20 protein-coding genes are annotated in these 19,615 nt (G+C 68.8%); 11 read left to right on the top strand and 9 right to left on the bottom strand.

Annotation, left to right across the window (positions count from 1 at the left end; all coding sequences use genetic code 11):
* Positions 1 to 6: 6 nt before the first annotated feature.
* Entirely contained in the window at positions 7 to 696 is a 690-nt protein-coding gene (locus tag ACEVFP_RS15530; protein WP_375000348.1) for a tyrosine-protein phosphatase, read from the top strand.
* On the opposite strand, the gene ACEVFP_RS15525 is transcribed toward ACEVFP_RS15530, so the two are convergent.
* Complete coding sequence (locus ACEVFP_RS15525) at positions 689 to 1,204, bottom strand: GNAT family N-acetyltransferase (protein WP_375000347.1); 516 nt, start codon at positions 1,202 to 1,204, stop codon at positions 689 to 691. The two genes, ACEVFP_RS15530 and ACEVFP_RS15525, sit on opposite strands and share 8 nt — an antisense overlap.
* A 46-nt stretch (positions 1,205 to 1,250) precedes the next feature.
* Between ACEVFP_RS15525 and ACEVFP_RS15520 the strand changes: the two genes are divergently transcribed.
* Complete coding sequence (locus ACEVFP_RS15520) at positions 1,251 to 2,147, top strand: pirin family protein (protein WP_375000346.1); 897 nt, start codon at positions 1,251 to 1,253, stop codon at positions 2,145 to 2,147.
* 95 nt (positions 2,148 to 2,242) lie between these two features.
* Positions 2,243 to 3,061, top strand: a complete 819-nt coding sequence (locus ACEVFP_RS15515) for an SDR family NAD(P)-dependent oxidoreductase (protein ID WP_375000345.1) — start codon at positions 2,243 to 2,245, stop codon at positions 3,059 to 3,061.
* Positions 3,062 to 3,110: 49 nt separating this feature from the next.
* On the opposite strand, the gene ACEVFP_RS15510 is transcribed toward ACEVFP_RS15515, so the two are convergent.
* The gene (locus ACEVFP_RS15510; protein WP_375000344.1) at positions 3,111 to 3,554 is read right to left on the bottom strand and encodes an Hsp20/alpha crystallin family protein; all 444 of its coding nucleotides are present in this window, start codon (positions 3,552 to 3,554) and stop codon (positions 3,111 to 3,113) included.
* A 231-nt stretch (positions 3,555 to 3,785) separates the two neighbouring features.
* Between ACEVFP_RS15510 and ACEVFP_RS15505 the strand changes: the two genes are divergently transcribed.
* On the top strand, positions 3,786 to 4,730 hold the full coding sequence (locus tag ACEVFP_RS15505; RefSeq protein ID WP_375000343.1) for a DUF368 domain-containing protein: 945 nt from the start codon (positions 3,786 to 3,788) through the stop codon (positions 4,728 to 4,730).
* 39 nt (positions 4,731 to 4,769) lie between these two features.
* Here the strand turns inward: ACEVFP_RS15505 and ACEVFP_RS15500 are convergent, their stop codons facing one another.
* Positions 4,770 to 6,788 carry a M13 family metallopeptidase gene (locus ACEVFP_RS15500; RefSeq protein ID WP_375000342.1) on the bottom strand — a complete coding sequence of 673 codons (2,019 nt, stop codon included), beginning with the start codon at positions 6,786 to 6,788 and terminating at the stop codon, positions 4,770 to 4,772.
* An 18-nt stretch (positions 6,789 to 6,806) separates the two neighbouring features.
* On the opposite strand from ACEVFP_RS15500, the gene ACEVFP_RS15495 reads away from it, so the two are divergent.
* On the top strand, positions 6,807 to 7,649 hold the full coding sequence (locus ACEVFP_RS15495) for a siderophore-interacting protein (RefSeq protein WP_375000341.1): 843 nt from the start codon (positions 6,807 to 6,809) through the stop codon (positions 7,647 to 7,649).
* Positions 7,650 to 7,657: 8 nt separating this feature from the next.
* Here the strand turns inward: ACEVFP_RS15495 and ACEVFP_RS15490 are convergent, their stop codons facing one another.
* Both ACEVFP_RS15490 and ACEVFP_RS15485 read right to left on the bottom strand, forming a co-directional pair.
* On the bottom strand, positions 7,658 to 7,819 hold the full coding sequence (locus ACEVFP_RS15490; protein WP_375000340.1) for a hypothetical protein: 162 nt from the start codon (positions 7,817 to 7,819) through the stop codon (positions 7,658 to 7,660).
* A 262-nt stretch (positions 7,820 to 8,081) separates the two neighbouring features.
* Complete coding sequence (locus ACEVFP_RS15485; protein WP_375000339.1) at positions 8,082 to 9,371, bottom strand: DUF6716 putative glycosyltransferase; 1,290 nt, start codon at positions 9,369 to 9,371, stop codon at positions 8,082 to 8,084.
* Positions 9,372 to 9,579: 208 nt separating this feature from the next.
* On the opposite strand from ACEVFP_RS15485, the gene ACEVFP_RS15480 reads away from it, so the two are divergent.
* From ACEVFP_RS15480 to ACEVFP_RS15470, 3 genes are read left to right on the top strand one after another with little or no spacing between them, the layout of a single operon-like run.
* Entirely contained in the window at positions 9,580 to 10,863 is a 1,284-nt protein-coding gene (locus ACEVFP_RS15480; RefSeq protein ID WP_375000338.1) for a cytidylyltransferase domain-containing protein, read from the top strand.
* A complete protein-coding gene (locus tag ACEVFP_RS15475) occupies positions 10,856 to 11,749 on the top strand; it encodes an N-acetylneuraminate synthase family protein (protein WP_375000337.1) in 894 nt (297 codons plus the stop codon). Before ACEVFP_RS15480 ends, ACEVFP_RS15475 begins: the two co-directional genes overlap by 8 nt.
* A gap of 22 nt (positions 11,750 to 11,771) precedes the next feature.
* On the top strand, positions 11,772 to 13,109 hold the full coding sequence (locus ACEVFP_RS15470; RefSeq protein ID WP_375000336.1) for a DUF6716 putative glycosyltransferase: 1,338 nt from the start codon (positions 11,772 to 11,774) through the stop codon (positions 13,107 to 13,109).
* A gap of 4 nt (positions 13,110 to 13,113) precedes the next feature.
* Here the strand turns inward: ACEVFP_RS15470 and ACEVFP_RS15465 are convergent, their stop codons facing one another.
* From ACEVFP_RS15465 to ACEVFP_RS15450, 4 genes are read right to left on the bottom strand one after another with little or no spacing between them, the layout of a single operon-like run.
* Positions 13,114 to 13,581: an adenylyltransferase/cytidyltransferase family protein gene (locus ACEVFP_RS15465; RefSeq protein WP_375000335.1), complete on the bottom strand. Its 468-nt coding sequence runs from the start codon at positions 13,579 to 13,581 to the stop codon at positions 13,114 to 13,116.
* Positions 13,582 to 13,618: 37 nt separating this feature from the next.
* Positions 13,619 to 14,536: a glycosyltransferase family 2 protein gene (locus ACEVFP_RS15460; protein WP_375000334.1), complete on the bottom strand. Its 918-nt coding sequence runs from the start codon at positions 14,534 to 14,536 to the stop codon at positions 13,619 to 13,621.
* A 45-nt stretch (positions 14,537 to 14,581) separates the two neighbouring features.
* Positions 14,582 to 14,842, bottom strand: a complete 261-nt coding sequence (locus ACEVFP_RS15455; RefSeq protein ID WP_375000333.1) for a DUF6752 domain-containing protein — start codon at positions 14,840 to 14,842, stop codon at positions 14,582 to 14,584.
* On the bottom strand, positions 14,839 to 16,401 hold the full coding sequence (locus tag ACEVFP_RS15450) for a methyltransferase domain-containing protein (protein ID WP_375000332.1): 1,563 nt from the start codon (positions 16,399 to 16,401) through the stop codon (positions 14,839 to 14,841). Before ACEVFP_RS15450 ends, ACEVFP_RS15455 begins: the two co-directional genes overlap by 4 nt.
* A gap of 297 nt (positions 16,402 to 16,698) precedes the next feature.
* Here ACEVFP_RS15450 and ACEVFP_RS15445 point away from each other — a divergent pair, with 297 nt between their 5' ends.
* From ACEVFP_RS15445 to ACEVFP_RS15435, 3 genes are all read left to right on the top strand, one after another.
* Positions 16,699 to 17,559 carry an ABC transporter permease gene (locus ACEVFP_RS15445; RefSeq protein ID WP_375000331.1) on the top strand — a complete coding sequence of 287 codons (861 nt, stop codon included), beginning with the start codon at positions 16,699 to 16,701 and terminating at the stop codon, positions 17,557 to 17,559.
* Positions 17,560 to 17,563: 4 nt separating this feature from the next.
* On the top strand, positions 17,564 to 18,328 hold the full coding sequence (locus ACEVFP_RS15440; protein ID WP_375000330.1) for an ABC transporter ATP-binding protein: 765 nt from the start codon (positions 17,564 to 17,566) through the stop codon (positions 18,326 to 18,328).
* Between the two features lie 67 nt (positions 18,329 to 18,395).
* Entirely contained in the window at positions 18,396 to 19,601 is a 1,206-nt protein-coding gene (locus ACEVFP_RS15435) for a DUF222 domain-containing protein (RefSeq protein ID WP_375000329.1), read from the top strand.
* Positions 19,602 to 19,615 lie beyond the last annotated feature (14 nt).

The raw sequence follows: 19,615 nt of genomic DNA, 5'->3' as shown, positions 1-19,615 counted from the left end.
GCGTTCGTGACCATCACCGTGCCCAACCTGCGCGACGTCGGTGGCCTGCGCGCTCTCGACGGCAACGTCGTCGCCCCCGGTCGGCTCCTGCGCAGCGCCCTGCCGTTCCACGACGACGTCGCCCCTGAGGGCATCACCTGGCCGCCGTCGCTCGTCATCGACCTTCGCTCGCCCATGGAGCACGGGCAGGAGCATCCACTCACGCCGCTCGGGCCGCGCCTGGTGAACCTGCCGCTGCTGCACTCGCTGCGGCCCGGCTGGATGCAGGGCGCGTCGCTCGTCGACCTCTACGCACTCGTCCTGGACGACTCCGCGCACCTGCTGGTGCAGCTGGTGCGCGAGGTGGCTGCGGCGCAGGGACCCACGCTCGTGCACTGCGCGGCCGGCAAGGACCGCACCGGCATCTCGGTGGCCCTCGTGCTGAGCCTGCTCGGCGTGCAGGTCTCGGACATCGAGGCCGACTACCTGCGCACGCGCGAGTCCCTGCAGGCGATCGACGCCCGACTGCGCCGGGACGAGGCTGCCTACCCCGTCAACCCGGTCTTTCACGCCGTCGCCGCGGACGCGCTGCAGCTCGTGCTGGACCGCTGGCACTCACATCCCGGAGGCGCTGTCGGCTGGTACGAGTCCGCCGGGGGGACGGCGGGCGACGTCCAACGACTGCGCGAGTCGATGCTGGGCGGGTCGCTCAGCTGATCGCCTCGGGCGTCGGGTGCTCGGCGACCTGGTGCAGGTCGTCCCCGGCGAGGCGGAAGGTGACGTGGCCGTCGACGGTGGATGCGCCGAGCCGCCGGTAGAACTCCAGTGACGGTGTGTTCCACTCCAGGCACTCCCACTCCAGGCGGCCCAGGCCCTCGTGGGTGGCGATGCGGGCCAGGGCGACCATGAGGCTGCGGCCCAGGCCGGAACCGCGGGTCGAGGGCAGGACGTACAGGTCTTCCAGGTGAAGGCCGGCGCGACCGACCCACGTGGAGAACGTGAGGTAGTAGAGCGCGAACCCGACCACCTCGTCCCCGGTCTGGGCGACCAGGGCCCGTGCGACCGGCTCTGCGCCGAACAAGGCGTTGTGGAGCTGGGTTGCCGTGGTCTCCACCGGCGCGGCGGCCCTCTGGTGCTCTGCGAGCGCGAGGACGAGCTGCAGGATGGCGGTGACGTCGTCAGCGCGGGCGGCTCGGATGCCGGGCGGGAGGTCGGGGAGGTCCATGGCTTGACGATAGTGAGGTCGTGGGCGGCCGAACTACAGTGGTGGCATGCCTGCTGACCAGCTGTTGGAGTCGCGTGACGTCCCGCTCGGCGGCCTGCGCGGACTCACCGTTCACCGCACGCTCCCGCAGCGGCGGATCCCCACCATCGGAGCATGGTGCTTCGTGGACCACTTCGGACCCACCACGGAGCCGATGGCCGTCCTGCCGCACCCGCACACGGGGCTGCAGACCGTCACCTGGCCGTTGGCCGGGACCATCCGGCACCGCGACAACCTGGGCAGTGACGTGGTGCTGCGCCCCGGTGAGCTCAACCTCATGACGTCGGGCGACGGTGTCTCGCACTCGGAGTTCTCCGTGGGCGATCCCGATGCCCCCATGCACGGCATCCAGCTGTGGGTGGCGCTGCCGGACGCCACGCGCAAGGGGCCCGCAGACTTCGAGCACGTCACCGACCTGCCGCGTGCGCAGGGTCCGGGCTGGTCTGCCCTCGTCATCATCGGGACGCTTGACGGGCAGACCTCGCCCGCGCACGCCCACACGCCCCTCCTCGGAGCGCAGCTGTCCGTGAAGGCCGGACACGCCACGATCCCCGTCGACCCGGCCTTCGAGCACGGCGTCCTCGCCGTCGACGGCGACGTCCGGGTGGCGGGCCACGACGTCGCGCACCGGCAGATGCAGTACCTGGCTCCGGGCCGCACGGACATCGAGGTCGCCTCGGACGTCGACTGCACGCTCCTGCTCATCGGGGGTGAGCCGTTCGAGGAGGAGATCGTCATGTGGTGGAACTTCATCGGACGCACCCACGAGGAGGTCGTGGCCGCCCGGCAGGAGTGGGAGCAGGCTGCGGAGCGGTTCGGCCACGTCGACGGTCATGGCGGCAAGGTCATCCCGGCACCACCGCTGCCGCAGGTTCGCCTGGCCCCACGGCGACGGGACGCCTGAGCGCTGGCTCTTTGAGTACTGGCCCTTGAGTGGTGGCTGGCGCACGGTGTAGCGTCCGTTCGAGATACCAACGGTATCTCGAATAGAGGAGCCTCATGACCCACTTCACGAACAAGGTCGCCGTCATCACCGGCGCAGGATCGGGCATCGGCCGGGCGCTCGCCGTCGAGCTGGCCCGCCGCGGCGCTGAGCTGGCGATCAGCGACGTCGACACGCTGGGGCTCGCCGAGACAGAGAAGATGGCCACAGCCTTGGGGGCGCACGTCAGGTCCGACCACCTCGACGTGGCCCAGCGCGAGCTCATCGTGCAGTACGCCGAGGACGTCGCGGGGCGCTTCGGCCGGGTGAACCTGCTGTTCAACAACGCCGGTATCGCCTACACCGGCAGCGTCGCCGAGATGCCGTTCAAGGACCTCGACCGGGTCATGGACGTCGACTTCTGGGGCGTCGCCAACGGCACCAAGGCCTTCCTCCCGTACCTCATCGACTCCGGCGACGGTCACGTCGTCAACATCTCCAGCCTGTTCGGGATCCTCTCGGTGCCCAGCCAGAGCGCCTACAACGCAGCCAAGTTCGCGGTGCGGGGCTTCACCGAGGCATTGCGGCAGGAGATGATCCTCGGGGGTCATCCGGTGAAGGTCACCTGCGTCCACCCAGGCGGCATCCGGACCAACATCGCCCGCAACGGCGAGCAGGCTCGCGCGCGCGACCATGACGATCTGGTGCGGTCGTTCGACAAGCTGGCGCGGACATCGCCCGAACGGGCCGCACGGATCATCCTGCAGGCGGTCGAGAAGGACCGTGCTCGAGTTCTGGTCGGCGCCGACGCCAAGGTCCTGGACGTCATGGTGCGGGTCACGGGGTCCCACTACCAGCGCCTGGCCACCGCCTTCAGCCGTCGCAACGGCCTGTGACGTGCGACGACCCCCGCCCGGACGGACGGGGGTCGTGGCATCGGGCGGATCAGCTCTCGATGGAGATGCGTGTCGGCTCGGTGCCGGCGTAGACGCCCGCGACGCGGACGCTGAGGATGCCGGCGTCGTAGGACGCCGTCACTGCCTCGGCCGTCACGTGGGACGGCAGGGAGAACGTCCGCTGGAACGAGCCGTAACGGATCTCGCTGAGCCGACGGCTCTCGGACTCCTCCGAGCGCGAGTCGCGGCGCTCGCCCTTGACGACGAGGCGCCCGGAGACGACCTCGACGCTGACGTCCTCGGAGACGTCGACGCCGGGAAGCTCGAGTCGTACGACGATGTCGTCACCGTCGCGCGCTGTCTCCACGGCGGGGGAGAAGGCGACGTTCTGTCCCGAGCCGGTGCCGGCTCCGGTGCCGAACGCGGACCGGACGAGGGCGTCGAAGTCGGAGAAGAACGGATCGCGCCGTGAGCGCAGGGTGAGAGTGGACATGAGTACCTCCTGGGGATCGTGCCGCCGGCCACCATGACCGACTCAATTCACATAACTTGAGCCGAGGCGACTCAATTCCCTGAGTGTGGCTGCGTTCGCCGAGGGCGAAAGCAGCCGGCTGGTCGCCATGAGAGGATCGATGCTGCTTGAAAGGTCGGGATCGACGACCGAGGCTCGTTCGTCCTCGTCGCGACGTCGCCCCGTCGTCCCCACCAGAGGAGGTACCGCACCGTGAGCTTCGTGCGCACACTCATCGACCTGTTCCGCGGCGCGTTCATCGGGGTGGCCGAGATCCTCCCGGGCGTCAGCGGCGGCACGATCGCCCTGATCGTCGGTGTCTACGAGATCCTCATCGACTCAGCAGGCAACCTGGTGCGTGGCATCGTGCGGGCCGTCGTCGACCTGCCACGCGGGCGGGGCCTGGGTCGTGCGGGGGAGCACTTCGCCGCGGTGCAGTGGCGCGTACTCCTCCCCATCGGCATCGGCATGATGGCCGCGATCCTGGTGGGGGCGCGGATCGTCGCGCCGCTCGTGGAGGATCATCCGGTGTTCGCGCGTGCCCTGTTCGCCGGGCTGATCCTGGTCTCGCTCGCGGTGCCCGCGCGGATGGTCGGGGGTCGGTGGACGCGTCGCGAGTGGGCCGTGGCCGGCGTCGCCGGACTCACCAGCTTCCTGCTGACCGGCCTGCCGGCCTTCGACCCGTCCGACCCGCCGCTGTGGCTGGTGTCGATGGCCGCGGCCTTCGCGGTCTGTGCACTGGTGCTGCCCGGTGTCTCGGGCTCCTTCATCCTGGTGACGGTCGGTCTGTACGAGCCCACGCTGGCCGCCCTCAACGAGCGCGACCTCGGCTACGTCGGCGTCTTCATGCTCGGCGCGATCCTCGGGCTGGGCTTGTTCGTGCAGGTGCTGCGCTGGCTGCTCATGCACCGTCGCCGCATCACCCTGGCCCTGATGACGGGTCTGATGGCCGGTTCGCTGCGTTCCCTGTGGCCGTGGCAGGGCGAGGACAACGAGCTGCTCGCCCCCGGGGAGGACGTGCTGGCGGTACTCGGCTTCTTCGTGATCGGGATGGTGTCGGTGGCGATGCTGCTCGCGGTGGAGTCCTTCCTGGTGCGCCGCCGCCTCACCAGCGGCGAGGACACGCTGCACCCGACGGAGCATGCCGAGGGTCAGTGAGCCGGCTGCTCCCACAGACCCCTGGCTGAGGACCGGACGTCACCAGATGGTGACGCGGTCCGCCGGATCCAGCCAGAGGTCGTCGTCGGCGGTGACGCCGAAGGCCTCGTAGAAGGCGTCGATGTTGCGGACCACCTGGTTGCAGCGGAACTCCGGCGGGGAGTGCGGGTCGATCGTCAGCCGGCGTACTGACTCGGCCGGACGCACCTTGCCCTGCCACGCCTGCGCCCAGGACAGGAAGAAGCGTTGATCGGGAGTCAGCCCGTCGATCAGTGTTGCGTCCGTCCCCGATTCCTGCTGAGCGCGTTCGCGCGCGATCCGGAACGCCTTGAACGCGATGCCGAGTCCTCCGAGGTCGCCGATGTTCTCCCCGATCGTCAAGGACCCGTTGACGGTGTGCCCGTCGGCGCCCTCCGGGGAGAGGACGTCGTACTGCTCGACCAGCGCGCCGGTCAACGCCTCGAACGCCTCCCGGTCCTCATCGGTCCACCAGTTCCGCAAGGCGCCCGTGCCGTCGTAGTGAGAGCCCTGGTCGTCGAACCCGTGCCCGATCTCGTGACCGATCACCGCGCCGATCGCGCCGTAGTTGACCGCGTCGTCGGCGTCGGCGTGGAAGAACGGTGGCTGCAAGATGGCGGCCGGGAAGACGATCTCGTTCATCGTCGGGTTGTAGTACGCGTTGACGGTCTGCGGCGTCATGTACCACTCGTCTCGGTCGATCGGCGAGCCGATCTTGGCCAGCTCCCGGTCCATGGCGACGGCCAGTGCCCTCTGGGCGTTGCCGAGCAGGTCGGTGGGGTCGGTCTCCAGGGCCGAGTAGTCCTTGAACCGCACCGGGTGCCCGATCTTGGGCGTGAACGACTCGAGCTTCTCCAGCGCTCGTGCCTTGGTCTCATCGCTCATCCACTCCAGGTCGCTGATGCTGCGGCGGTACGCCTCGATGAGGTGGGCGATGAGATCGTCCATGCGGGCCCGGGCCGTCTCCGGGTACTCGCTGCGCACGTAGATCCGGCCCAGGGCCTCGCCCATGCTGGACTCGACGAATCCCACGCCACGCTTCCACCGCGGCCGCAGCTCGTCGGTGCCCGAGAGCGTCTTGCCGTAGAACGCGAAGTTGGCGGCGACGAAATCGGTGGACAGGTACGGTGCTGCGCTGTGCACGAGGTTCCAGCGCAACCAGTCACGCCACGCGGGGAGGTCGGCCTCGGTGAGCAGCCCCTCCAGCCCCTGCAGGAACGACGGTTGACCGAGCACGACCTCCGCGAGGGCGGCGTCGGGGATCTGTGCGGCGCGCATCCACGACGTCAGGTCGAAGGACGGCACCAACGTCTGCAGCTGCGCGAACGGCAGCAGGTTGTAGGTCTTCTGTGCATCGCGGCAGGCCACCCGGTCCCAGTGGTGGGAGGCGATGCGGGTCTCCAGGTCCATCACTCGCTCGGCGCGGGCGCGCGCCGAGCTGTCCCCGGAGCCGTCCAGGCCGGCCAGCGCCAGCATGGTGCGCACGTGCTCGACGTAGGCCGTGCGGATGTCGGCGAAGTCGTCGTCGGTGTAGTAGGACTCATCCGGCAGCCCGATGCCGCCCTGGTCGACGTGCATGACGTAGCGGTCGGGGTTGCCGCGATCAGGAGCGATGTACAGACCGACGACGCTGGCGACGCCTGAACGCTCCAGGTGGCCGAGGGTCTGCACGAAGCCGGGCACCGTCTCGATGGCCTCGATGCTGGCGAGGTCCTCGGCCAGAGGGGCGGCGCCGAGCTGCTCGACGCGTTCTTCGTCCATGAAGCTGGTGTAGAGGTCGCCGATCTTGCGTTGCTCGTCGTCGTCGGCCTCTGGTTCGTCCCGGCAGGCCTCGACGATGGCGCGGACGACCTTCTCGGCCTCGTCGACGAGGGTCACGAACCCGCCTGCGGTGGCGCGGTCGGCGGCGATCGGTGTCGTCCGCAGCCACGGACCGTTGACGTGGCGGAACAGGTCGTCCTGCGGGCGGATCTCGGGGTCGAACGTCGTGACGTCGATGGCGGGCTGGGCGCTGGCGGGGGCGGGATCTGCTTGGCTCACGCTGGCTAGGCTACCGACGTGTCGAAGAATCGTCCCGCACGACTGAGCGTGCTGCGCAACGACCTGCTCACCCCCACGATGCGACGCCTCGTGCTGGGTGATGTTCCCGGCGAGACCGACCAGCTCGACGCCTTCGCGGCGGGCTGGACAGGGAGCACCGATTCCTACGTGAAGCTCGTCTTCCTCGCGGTGGGGCACACCTATCCCGAGCCGCTCGACCTCGCCGTCATCCGTGAGACGATGCCGCCGCAGGCCTGGCCGATCCTGCGTACCTACACGGTCCGTCGCTTCGACCCCGAGGCCCGGGAGCTGTGGGTGGACTTCGTCGTCCACGGCGACGAGGGGGTGGCCGGACCGTGGGCTGCGCAGGCCGAGCCCGGCGAGACCATCCACGTCCGGGGACCGGGTGGCGCGTACCGACCGGACCCCGAGGCCGACCACCATCTCCTCGTGGGGGACGAGGCCGCGCTGCCCGCCATCACCGCTTCGCTCGAGTCGTTGTCGGCAGGCAGCCGCGCCACCGCGTTCCTCGAGGTCGCCGGCCCTGAGGAGGAGCAGCCGGTCAGCAGCGATGCCGACGTCGACCTGCGGTGGCTGCACCGCGACGGCGCGCAGCCCGGCACGACGACGTTGCTCGACGATGCCGTGCGGGCCTGGGAGTGGCCGGCCGGTCGGGTGCAGGTCTTCGTGCACGGCGAGGCGGGTCTGCTGTCGAGTGTCCGGCCGTACCTCATGAAGGAGCGAGGAGTCGCACGGGCCGACGCCTCCATCTCCGCCTACTGGCGTCACGGCGACACCGAGGAGTCCTTCCGGGAGTGGAAGTCGCAGCAGAGCGAACCCATCCTGCGGCCAGGGGGCTGAGGCAGCGTTCAGCGGCCGTGAGCCGGCTCCGCGTTGGCCAGGGCGACGATAGCTTCTGGTGATTGACGTCCGAGCCGACGGTCGGCCTTCATGCTGACCTGTGCCGCGAGGATGCGCACGTCATCAGGAGTCGTCGCGGAATCAGAATGTTCAGTCCGGTCGATCGTCATGGCGGAACTCACTCTTCACGTTTTGCGCCACCGATCCAGCTCTGTCGCGGTTCTGCGCGCCCATCGGTGACCCAACACGGAGCCGATGAAGGCCAAAGCGGGCGTTGCGACGACCATGATCGTTCCGAGGCCGGTCATCATCGGTGATCATCCAGGCGCTCGGTCGCACGGATCGCTCCCATGGCTGCTCATGCTGGCACGGATATCGTCTGCGTGGCGGGCTCCAGGTGACGCCTGTGGATGAGCGGTCAGCCTCACCCCCTCAGCCGAGGGGCCGGTGCTCTCGCCACCAGCGCCGGACCGGCCGCTGCACCGCCGGCGGGGCCCACTCGAACCCCAGGTGCATGGCGGTGCCCAGGAGGGGCCCGTGGTTGTGCCGGCGACGGGTCCACGCTGACGGTGGGCGTGGTCGCTGCGCTGCGCCGCGGGCACGGTGCAGTGCCAGGGCGCCCTGCAGGTAGGGCGAGCCCAAGGCCGTCCGTGACGGACGATCACCCGAGGCGAGCAGAGCCTCCACCCGGTCGACGATCGCCACCGGAGGTGCCACCTCGCGTCCCCCGAACCAGCTGTCCATCCACGCAGGTTCCGGTGCGCCGAGGTCGTCGACGTCAACCTGGTCGAACGTGCGTAGCAGACCCGAGTCGAGGAAGACATGATTGCCGTGCCGCTCGTGGACGCCGAGGTCCAGCACCAGGGCGACGCGCCGGCCGCGATCCACGGCCTCCAGGCAGGCCGTGGACGACATTGTCAGCAGCAGGTCGACCTCCTCCAGCAGGTCGGGCACCGGACGGTGGGTGAACTCGACGTTGGCCGGGAGGTCGTCATCGGCCAGCAGGTCCTGCGGATGGTGGTGCATGCGGTGGAAGGTGCCCTCGCCACGTCGGTGCCGGGGCTTGAGCAGGACCGTGCGCTCGGGGTGTCGCCGTGCGTGATCGACGAGCCGGCGGTAGAGGTGCAGGCGTTCGACCGGCCCGTTCGGGACGGTCGGCTGGTCCGCGAACAGCACGGTCCGGATCGGACCAGTGTCCTGGGGACGGGGCGACGTGGACAGGATCGGCAGACCCGACAGCAGCAGGTTGTCGGTGCCGATGCCCAGCCTCCGGGCGACGCCTGCGAAGTGCTGCAGCTCGTGCTGGGCGTTGACGGCCACGACGTCGGCCGCGCTGCGGTCCAGGTAGCCGGCGGTGAGCTTCTCGATGATGACGCCCACCCAGCCGGCCACCACGACCGGTCCTGGTCCGTCGCCGCCGCGTTCGGCCAGCTCGAGGGTGAAGTCGTGCACGAACGGACCGGACAGGGCATTGACGACGACGTCGTGCTCGAGGGCCACGTCCACCAGCTCGTCGGCCGCCACCAGCTCCACGTGATCGACCCCCGTCGCCGCGATCTGCTCCTGCGAGAGCGTCGCCATCGTGCGCGGCGCAGCGACCCGGCAGGCGAACCCCCTCGAGCGCAGCTCGGACCAGATGGCCGAGGCCCACTTGAGCTGGGAGTCGAAGGCAGCGACGACGAGCGCCGTCGGAGCAGCGGCGGGAGGAACGGCAGGAGGCACGCCAGCACGGTAGTGCGATGCATCAGCCACGCGAACCTCCACGCCAGGCCCGGCAGCAGTGTTGGCTGTGCGTTCGCCCACCCGTCACCGGATGGCCCCCGACTGCTCGCCGGACCCGGTTGACCGCGCCGGTGCGACGTCCGACGTTCGTCTCCGGGGGGATGTTCGTTCACCCTCCGGTCGACCGTGCTGCCTAGCGTCAGCAGACATGACCCTGCAACACCTCACGGTCGCCCGGCGGCCGGCGTCGCCACCCACGCTCGCGCCCACCGCCGACGTGTGCGCCATCATTCCCGCCCGGGGTGGCTCCAAGGGGGTGCCGCGCAAGAACCTGCGGACCCTCGGTGGCGAGCCGCTCGTCGTGCGAGCGGTCCGCACCGTCCGCGGAACCCCCGGCGTCGACGTGGTCATGGTCTCCACCGACGACGTCGAGATCGCCTATGCCGCGCGCGGAGCGGGGGCGCGCATCGTCGACCGGCCGGCCCAGCTCTCCGGCGACCTCGCCACGTCGGAGTCGGCGATCCAGCACACGCTGGCCCATCTGGCCGGGTCTCATGGAGACGGTCCGGTGCCGGGCATCGTCCTGTTCGTCCAGGCCACCAGCCCGTTCATCGATCCCGACCGTCTGGCCGAGGCGATCGCTGCGGTGCGTGACGACGAGTGCGACGTCGCGTTCAGTGTCACCCGCACGCACGCCCACGTGTGGCGCCATGGCGACGACGGACCGGAGGGCGTCAACCACGACGTCTCACGCCGGCATCGACGCCAGGACCGTGCACCGGAGTTCATCGAGACGGGCGCCTTCTACGTCATGCGCACCGACGGCTTCCTCGAGCACGGGCACCGGTTCTTCGGACGCCTGAAGATGGTCGAGGTGGACTCGGTCGACGCCCTGGAGATCGACACCGAGCACGACCTGCGCCTCGCGGAGGAGCTGCTGCTGCGTCGTGAGGCCGCCGGCACCGACACCGCGTCCGCGCCCATCAGGGCGCGTGCCGTGGTCACCGACTTCGACGGAGTGCACACCGACGACAGCGTGCGCGTGGACTCCCATGGCGTCGAGTCCGTCGTCGTCAGCCGCTCCGACGGCATGGGAGTCGCCCGCCTGAGGAGGGCCGGACGGCCGATCCTCATCCTGTCCACCGAGACCAACCCCGTGGTCGCCGCCCGTGCCGAGAAGCTCGGCGTCGACGCGATCACCGGGTGCTCGGACAAGGTCACGGCCCTGCGCGAGTGGGCCCGTGAGAACGATGTCGGCCTGCACGACATCGCCTATCTCGGCAACGACGTCAACGACGTCGAGGCCTTGGCCGCCGTGGGCTGGCCGGTCGTCCCGGCCGACGCTCATCCCGCCTGCCGGGTCGTCGCACGTCACGTGCTGCGGCATCGAGGGGGAGCCGGGGCGGTGCGCGAGCTCGCAGACCGTGTGCTCGCGCCGAAGGATCTGTTCACGCAGGACTCAACGCAACAGAAGGGGCCGAACCATGGCTGAATGGGTGAAGATCGGTGAGGAGATCGTGGGGCGCCGTCGTCCGACGTACGTCATCGGCGAGATCGGCATCAACCACAACGGTGACGTGAGCGTGGCCAAGGAACTGATCGACGTCGCTGCGCAGGCCGGTGCCCAGGCAGTGAAGTTCCAGAAGCGGACGCCGCACCTCAGCACGCCCGAGGACGTGCGGCACACCATCCGCCAGACGCCGTGGGGAGAGATGACCTATCTCGACTACCGGTACCGGGTGGAGTTCGAGCGTGAGCAGTACGCCGAGATCGCCGGCCACGCCGAGAGCAGCGGTGTCGACTGGTTCGCCTCGCCGTGGGACGTTCCCTCGGTGGAGTTCCTGGAGGACCTGGACGTGTCCTGCCACAAGGTGGCCTCCGCGTCGGTCACCGACCTTGAGATGCTGGCCGCCCTGCGCGGTACGCACAAGCCGGTCATCCTGTCCACGGGGATGAGCACCCTGGAGGAGATCGACCGCGCCGTCGAGGTGCTCGGCACCGAGCAGCTGGTCATCATGCACGCCACCTCGACGTACCCGTTGCCCCCGGAGGAGGCGAACCTGCGCGTCATCAGCATCCTGCAGGAGCGTTACGGGGTCCCGGTCGGTTACTCCGGCCACGAAACAGGCCTGGAGATCTCCGTGGCCGCTGTCGCGCTCGGCGCGGTGGCGGTGGAACGGCACATCACGCTGGACCGCGAGATGTGGGGCTCGGACCAGGCCGCCAGCCTCGAACCGCAGCCGTTCATCGACCTCGTGCAGGACATCCGCACCGTGGAGAAGGCTCTCGGTGACGGGGTCAAGCGCGTCATGCCCGGCGAGCACCAGCCGATGGCTCGGCTGCGTCGCCACACGGACCCGGTCAGCGCAGCGTCGTGACCGGGATCTGTCGCGTCGCCACGTGCTGAACGACGACGTCGTCCGGGTGCTGGTGCTCGCCGACACCGACTCCTACGTCAAGTGGGGGGCGGCGTTGGCGGACCGGTTCCCGGACGACTGGCACGTGGAGCTCCTCATCGCTCGAGGGGCTGCGCTGCCGAGCCCCTCGCAGGTCGCCGACGCGCTCGCCGGCACCAGCCACGCCGGCAGGGCGCCTCGGCTCATCGGTCTGACGGACCTGCGCCGGCGGCTGGAGGACGAGACGCCGGACGTGCTGGTGCTGGCCGCCCGTGGGTGGACGGTGCAGGCCGCCGTCTCGGTGGTGCGCAACGCGCCCACCCGGCCGGTGATCGTGACGGGGCTGCCGGGCGTCGGGGTCCCGGTGCTGCCGTACGGGCTGGGGTTCCGCCGCGCCGCCGACGTGTTCGTGGTGCACAGCCGCCGCGAGCTGCGGGAGTTCCGGCATGCGAGCCGACGGCTCGGCCTGCCGGACCGCTTCGAGCTGGCGCGGCTGCCGTACCTGCAACGCCTCGACCTGCATCGCCCGCGCCGGACGCCGGCCCCACCGTCCGCGGGTCCCGTCGTGTTCGCGGCGCAGGCCCTCGTGCCGTCGGGACGGTCCGAGCGCCAGTGGCTCGTCGAACGGCTCGCCGCTGCCGCCCGGGCCCGTCCCGACCGGGAGGTCGTGGTCAAGGTGCGGGCCAGGGCAGGGGAGGCGCAGACCCATCACGAGCAGGTCTCCTACACCGAGCTCGTGGAGACGCTGCCCGAGCGTCCCGTGAACCTCGTCGTGCGCACCGGGCCGATGCACCACCATCTCGACGGCGCGAGCGGGTTCGTGACGGTCAGCTCCACGGCGCTCCTGGAGGCAGTCGCCGCCGGCGTCCCGGCCGTCGCCGTCGACGACTTCGGGGTGGGCGTCTCGCAGATCAACCTGTCCCTGCGGGGCAGCGGTCTGCTGGGCCCGGCCGACGACGTCGTCGAGGGGCGTTTCCGCCACGCCGATCTGGCGTGGTGCGCGGACAACTACTTCCACCCGCCCGCCGAGGACACCTGGCTGGAGCGGGTGTGTGAGCTTGTTGCCCAGCGCGCCGCCACGGGCCTGCCCGCCTACTGCGAGCTGCCAGGATCGTGGCGCAACGGGTTCCGGCACGTGCTGTACCGGCACTTCGCGTTCACCAACGGAAGCGACCGCAGCGGCGTCGCCGCGGCGGCCGAACGGACGGTCGCCCTGAGCGCGCTGTGGCTCAACCAGAGACGGTCCCGGCTGCTGAGGTCGCTGTGGCCGTCCCCACGTGGGGCCGGGGCGATGGCGTTCGCGCAGGAGAACGCCGAGTCGGCCCCCGGGGCGTCGAGCTGACCGGTCAGCGCAGGGTGCTGTAGTTGTCGACGACCTGCTGCAGCGTGTCCAGGGCGTGCCGGACCCGGTCGAGGTCGAGAGCCGCGGGGTCGGCCAGCTGTTCCTTCAGCTTGGTGCTGGAGATGCCGTCGGTCCGCTCCAGGTAGTGGATCTCGCACAGGTCGGACAGCTCGTCGAACTTGCCCTTCCAGTCCGCGCCCATGGCAAAGATGTCGACCCCGTGGTCGATGACGTCCTGACGCTTCTGCTCCCAGCCGTTCTCCGGGATCACGGTGGTGACATGCTTGATCGCCGAGACGATCTCGGCCCGGTGCTCGTAGGGGATGATCGTGCTCTTGCCCTTGACCGCGTTGAACTCGTCGGTCGAGACACCGACCACCAGCTCGTCGCCGAGGTCGGCCAGGCGTTCCAGCAGCCGCACGTGGCCGATGTGGAACAGGTCGAAGGTTCCGTACGTCAGGACGGTCGTCACGCGAGGCTCCCTTCGCACCGCCGAGGCGTGTGGTGGCTCACCGCTGTCCCAGCTCGGCCGGGAAGCGCGGCGCAGGGTTGAAGCGAACGCCGGTCAACAGCGCGCGGACCACCTGTCGGCGGACGCGCCGCGGAACGCCACCACGACGCATCTTGAGCGTCACGGTCCGCAGGTACGTGATCCACGAGAGCTTGCCCTCGTGGTGCCAGCGGTACGACGACTGGTTGCGCACCCCGTACTTGAACTTCCAGAGGTTCTGGTCGTTGACCTGGCCGTAGTTGACGCCCCGGTTGTCGCCCATGTCGTGGATGACCTGGCTGTCAAGGACCTGGACGCCGGGCCGGGTGCGTCCGCTGAGCCGTTTGGTGAACTCCTTGTCGTCGAACCAGATGAAGTACTCCGCCAGCGGCAGACCGTGCTCCTCGACCGTCCAGCGAGGCAGGAGCACCGAGACGAACGTGCACTCGCTGACCTTCACGGAGTTGAGCCCGTGGACGAGGTAGCGCGGCCAGTCCCACATCGTGACGGCCTCGTTCATCTCGCACAGGTTGCCGTCGATGAACTTGACCAACGAGCAGGCGAACGGGACGCGGTCGTTGACGTGCTCCTCGACCGCTGCGTGCTCCTCGAGCAGTCGTCCGAGAGCCGCTGGCTCCGGGTAGCAGTCGTCGTCCATGATCCACAGGAAGTCAGCTCCGAGCTGGTACGCGCGCTCCATGCCGGCACAGAAGCCGCCGGCGCCGCCGGTGTTCTCCGTCAGGGAGAGCACGTGGATGTCGTCGTCGTTCGCGATCGACTCCAGGTACGGACCGGTGCCGTCGGTGGAGGCGTTGTCGACGAGGAGGATGGTGCGCGGCCGGACGGTGCTCGCCCGGATGGCGGCGATCCCCTTCTTCAGCTTCTCCAGACGGTTGTAGGTCACGACGACGGCCGCGACGTGCGGGTCTTGGTTCACGGAGATGGTGCTGGCCCTTCGGTGCGAGTGGTGGCGTGGAATCGGTCAGCCGTTGCGGCCGGCGAGCCTGTCCTCGACCACGTCGGTGAGCTCGGCGATCCGAATGTTATCGCGGCGGCACTCATCGATGTCGGCGTGTACGGCCGCCACCAGCTCCTGCAGCTCGGCGACCTCCTCGCGAAGCCGGGCGATCTCGCTGGAACGTCCCTGTCGCGCGCGTGCTCGGGCGCGTGCCCGGGCGCCGCGCAGACGCTCCATGGCGCTCGGGGAGACCCGTTCTCCCATGGCGACGATCTTGTTCTTCATGGCGTCCCCGTCCCAACGTTCGTGGAGGTGGTGATGCGGATGATGTGGGTCCTGCGCAGGCGGTCGCGAGGGGTGTCCGCCAGGGGCGACTGCTGCTCGATCCTCAGACCGTACGGCTCGATCTCGGCCTCGATCTCGCTGAGGCTCAAGTGCCAGGTCGTCGGGTTGCGGAACTCGACGCCCGGATCGGGCACGGTGTCGACCAGGCTCACGACCTGGCCGCCGGCCCGCGCCACCTGGCGGGCGATGCGCCAGGTGTTGGCGCGGCCGTGGTGGCCGAGGCGCTCGAACACATGGTTCACCAGGAGGTGGACCGGTCGCTCGGCCGTGGCGATGACCTCGAGGAGATCTGCCGCCTCGCGCAGGTCGATGAGGTTGGTGCGGTGCCACTGGACGTCGTCGACCTGCAGCTCACGGGCCCTGGTGAGCGCCGACTCGGAGTAGTCGAAGGCCTCGACGTGTCGCCCACGGTGAGCCAGGTGCTGGGCGGCCGCGCCGACACCGCACCCCATGTCGATCACCACGTCGCCGTCGGACGTCGAGGCGAGCAGGTCATCGGCGGCACGCAGGTCGGCGGGCTCGTCCTGCAGGTAGAGGTACCGCTCTTCCCAGAAGTCCCGCTGGAAGTGGTAGGACCCGAACCAGTTCTGGAAGCGTCGGCGAGTGCTCCGGGGTGTACGCAGCTTGTAGCCCGGGAGCGGGGTGCGCCAGTTCTCGTCGTAGTTGACGACCAGCCAGTCCTCAGGCACGGCTGGGGCGGGATAGAGGCGTGCCTCGAGCTCGACGGTGGAGAACGGGAGCATCGACGAGCGTTCCATCGGTCCGCGGACGTGGAACGGCTGGTTGATCTGACCGTCCGGGGTGAAGAAGGCCGTGAAGATGTCGATGTAGCTGTCGACGACGCCGTCGGCCGTCCGGAAGGTGATCTGAAGGTGGGTGTTGCTGTGCTTGACGATCTCATAGCCCTGTGCGGTGAGCGCCTTCTCCAGGCGTGCGTTCTCCAGGGAGATGTCTGCGGGGTGCTGCAGGTCGCTCAGGTAGGCGAGGTCGGCGTCGTCGTCGTGCGGCAGGATCTCTCCAGTGCGTACGGCACCGAGCAGGGTGCCGCCGACGATGAACGGCTTGAAGTCCATCCCCTGCAGGACCGAGATGAGGATGTCGAGCTGGTCGAGCATCCGTGTGCGCATGTCCTGGTCGGCGCCGTAGAACGTCTTGCCCAGGCGGCCCCACTTGTTGATCGAGACGTGGCGACCGAGGGCGTCCAGGACCTCGATGGGCTTGGTGGAGCGTCCGAGGCTGACGTCGGTCGACGTCAGGGTCTGCCCGGTGGAGGAGTCCTTGAGCTCGACGTGTCCCGTCCCGTCCAGGAACGGCAGCAGCGGGTCCGGCCAGGGGTACTTGACCTCCCGCTCGGTCTCATCGGAGACCAGGTCGATCGACCAGACGCGATGGCCGTTGATCATCACGTCGAGCGAGGCGACGTCCTCCGGGAGGTTGCGGGGCACCCGTACCCCCTTGCGGCTGACGTGCAGAGGGCCGACCCGATCGATCAGTTTCACGCGCGGGGACACCGCCTTCCGTCATGGTCGTGCACAGCTGGAGATCCTGGCCAGTCTAAATGTTCATCTGGCGTTCACGGGACAGCCATACGCTACCGGGGGGAGCCATGCACGCCTCGCTCCGGTGAAGGCCGGCGGGCTCGAAGGATCTCCACGACGGGGTTCGGGTTGGGAGGTGGGCCGGGGTGAGAGGCTGGGCCTCGGTGGCTCTGTGCGCCGTCACCCGAGTTGAGGTTCACGGTACGATTCCGACGGCGGGTCGGCCGCCGTTCCCGCACCGAAGGACCAGTTCGTCACGTGACCACCACTGATCTCAGCGAGTTCCACACCCCTGGGCGTGGCCGCGGAATCTTCGACGTCTTCATCTGGCGCTACCTGCTCGGTCTGCTGATTCGCAAGGGCACCCAGACGCGGTACCGCAACTCCGCACTCGGCTGGACCTGGTCCTACGTCAAGCCTGCGGCACAGTTCAGCGTCTACTTCCTCGTGATGGGCATCTTCCTGCAGTTCCATCGCGACATCGAGTACTTCGCGGTCTACCTGTTCGCCGGCATCGTGGTGGTCAACTTCTTCAACGAGGCGTTCGGCAACGCCACACGCGCCATCACCGAGAACCGCGCACTGGTCAAGAAGATCTACCTGCCGCGCGAGCTCTTCCCGATCGCAGCGGTCATCGGTGCGCTCATCCACTTCCTGCCCCAGGCCGCGATCCTGCTGGTGGTCTGCATCCTGCTGGGCTGGACCCCCACCGTCAGTAGCGTGGCCGCCGTCTGCGCCGCTGTCGCGATCGTCGGGCTCATCTCGCTGGGTCTCGGGCTGTTCTTCGGCGCGCTGAACGTGGTCTACCGCGACGCGCAGAACTTCGTGGAGATCATCCAGGTCTTCTCCACCTGGTCCGTCCCGGTGCTCTACACGTACCAGATGGTCCAGTCCGAGACGCCCGGCTGGTTCTACAACATCTACATGGCCAACCCGTTGGCCGTCGCCGTGGAGCTGATGCACGAGGCGATGTGGCGTCCCACGGCCAGCAGTCCCTTCCCGGCACCCGACGGCCTGATGCACAACGGCATGATCGCGCTGGTGGTCTGCGCCGTCTCCTTGGTGGTTGGCCAGTGGGTCTTCCGCAGGCTCGAGCGACGCTTCGCCCAGGAGCTGTGACGACATGACGACGACGGACTCCAGGCCGGAGGCGAGTGACGTGACCACCCAGCCCAGCATCATCGTGGAGGACGTCCGCAAGGACTTCATCCTGCGCCGCTCGCACTCCTTCAAGGAGGCGTTCATCGGCTGGACCAAGGGCAAGGACGTCTCCTCCGAGACCTTCCAGGCGGTGGACGGCCTGTCCTTCACGATCACCGAGGGCGAGTCGGTGGCCCTGATGGGCATGAACGGCTCCGGCAAGTCCACGATGCTCAAGATGCTTTCCGGGGTCCTCGAGCCGGATGCGGGCCGCGTGCTGGTCAGAGGCCGGCTGGCCGGTCTGATCGAGGTCGGAGCCGGGTTCCACCCAGAGCTCTCCGGACGCGAGAACGTCTTCCTCAACGCGGCGATCCTCGGGATGAAGAAGCACGAGATCGAGGCGCGGTTCGACGACATCGTCGCCTTCAGCGAGATCGAGAAGTTCATCGACCAGGAGGTCAAGCACTACTCCTCGGGCATGTTCATGCGGCTCGCCTTCTCCGTGGCCATCCACACCGAGCAGGACATCCTCCTCGTGGACGAGATCCTCTCCGTGGGTGACGCGCCGTTCCGCAAGAAGTGCCGCGAGCGCATCCAGGAGCTCGAGGAGGCGGGCACCACGATGGTGATCGTCAGCCATGACCAGTCGATGCTGCGCGAGCTGTGCGAACGCGGCATCGTCATCCAGAAGGGCAAGCAGATCTACGACGGCCCCATCGAGGAAGCCATCGAGGTGCTGAACCGCTAGGCCGAGCCTGGTCCGCAGGAAAGTCTGGCGAAATCCGACTGTCGGTGGTCGCCAGTATGTTTGATTTATGGACACGGAGCAGGCTCTGGACGTCACTCGGTTGAGTGATGTCGTGGTGGCTCGTGCTCGGGCCGAGGCGGCTGAGTGGGCGCAGATGGTCTCTTTCCGTGACGCTGAGATGGAGCGGATCGAGGCGTTGGAGTCGTCGTTGGAGCGGATGATCGAGAAGGCCGGGTTGGTGTTGTCGATTGGCCAGGCGATGGGGCTCTCGGAACAGCAGGTCCATGCGCAGCTGGCTGTCGCGGACCGGATGCGCGAACGAGCGCCGATCAGCTGGCTCGCCTTCAGTGACGGGCGGATCGACGCGGCCCGGGTGCGGGCGATCGCCTCGGCGCTGGACCGGCTCGAGCGTGAGGAGTCATGGCTGCGGCTCGATCAGTGCGTGGTCGCCTACGCCTCCACCCACACCTGCGCTGAGCTGCGGGCCTGGCTGCGACGGTTCGTAGCCCGCACCGAGCCCGATCTGGAGCTCCAGCGGGCCGAGTCCGCGCGGGAGGACCGGTTCGTGGAAGTCATCCATGTGGACGACGCGATGGCCTGGGTCAATGCTTACCTGCCCTCGCACATGGCTGCCGCCATCGCCAAGCGTCTCGTCCGCGAAGCCCGCGCCCTCGGCTCCGGCGACGAGCGGACCACGCAGCAGCGGATGGCCGACCTGTTCGTCTCCTGGCTGACCACCTCAGAGGCCACCGAGACGCAGCTGACGTCTGATATCGCGGTGACCATCGAGGCCGACGTGCTGACTGCCCTGGCCGATGGTCTGGCCGAGGTCGCCGACGGGTCCTGGAGCGTTCCAGCCTCCTGGATCCTCGACACGGCCCTTGACGGTGAGGCGTTCTGGCATCGGATCCTCAAGGATCCCATCAGCCACGACGTGCTGGCGCATGAATACGTCGGCAGGTTCTCACCCGAGATCCTGGCCAAGGCCATCGCGTTCCGCGACGGCATCTGTCGTGCACCTGGTTGCATGAGACCCGCCGACGGGTGCGATCTGGATCATCGAGAACCCTGGCCCGCGGGGCCAACCAGCGGGCGGAACCTGTGGGCACTGTGCCGACGGCATCACACGATGAAAGGACACCAAGTCCTGCGATGGGTCCTGCCCACCGGACAGAGCGTCCCCGCCGGCACCACCGAACACACCGTCAGCGCCGCCGAAGCCTCACGGCACGAGTTCCTCCTCGCCCGGTTGATCATCGAGCGTCAGAGCTGAACCACCGCGACAGG

The organism is Aeromicrobium sp. CTD01-1L150, from assembly GCF_041951745.1.
Lineage (GTDB): Bacteria > Actinomycetota > Actinomycetes > Propionibacteriales > Nocardioidaceae > Aeromicrobium.
Note: the sequence above shows the minus strand (reverse complement) of the source record. Positions and strands in the feature narration are given on the sequence as shown.

Coding starts and splice junctions, on each gene's coding strand:
- ACEVFP_RS15525 (WP_375000347.1), bottom strand. CDS start 1,204: ATGGACCTCCCCGACCTCCCGCCCGGCATCCGAGCCGCCCGCGCTGAC.
- ACEVFP_RS15520 (WP_375000346.1), top strand. CDS start 1,251: ATGCCTGCTGACCAGCTGTTGGAGTCGCGTGACGTCCCGCTCGGCGGC.
- ACEVFP_RS15515 (WP_375000345.1), top strand. CDS start 2,243: ATGACCCACTTCACGAACAAGGTCGCCGTCATCACCGGCGCAGGATCG.
- ACEVFP_RS15510 (WP_375000344.1), bottom strand. CDS start 3,554: ATGTCCACTCTCACCCTGCGCTCACGGCGCGATCCGTTCTTCTCCGAC.
- ACEVFP_RS15490 (WP_375000340.1), bottom strand. CDS start 7,819: ATGACGATCGACCGGACTGAACATTCTGATTCCGCGACGACTCCTGAT.
- ACEVFP_RS15480 (WP_375000338.1), top strand. CDS start 9,580: ATGACCCTGCAACACCTCACGGTCGCCCGGCGGCCGGCGTCGCCACCC.
- ACEVFP_RS15475 (WP_375000337.1), top strand. CDS start 10,856: ATGGCTGAATGGGTGAAGATCGGTGAGGAGATCGTGGGGCGCCGTCGT.
- ACEVFP_RS15455 (WP_375000333.1), bottom strand. CDS start 14,842: ATGAAGAACAAGATCGTCGCCATGGGAGAACGGGTCTCCCCGAGCGCC.
- ACEVFP_RS15440 (WP_375000330.1), top strand. CDS start 17,564: ATGACGACGACGGACTCCAGGCCGGAGGCGAGTGACGTGACCACCCAG.
- ACEVFP_RS15435 (WP_375000329.1), top strand. CDS start 18,396: ATGGACACGGAGCAGGCTCTGGACGTCACTCGGTTGAGTGATGTCGTG.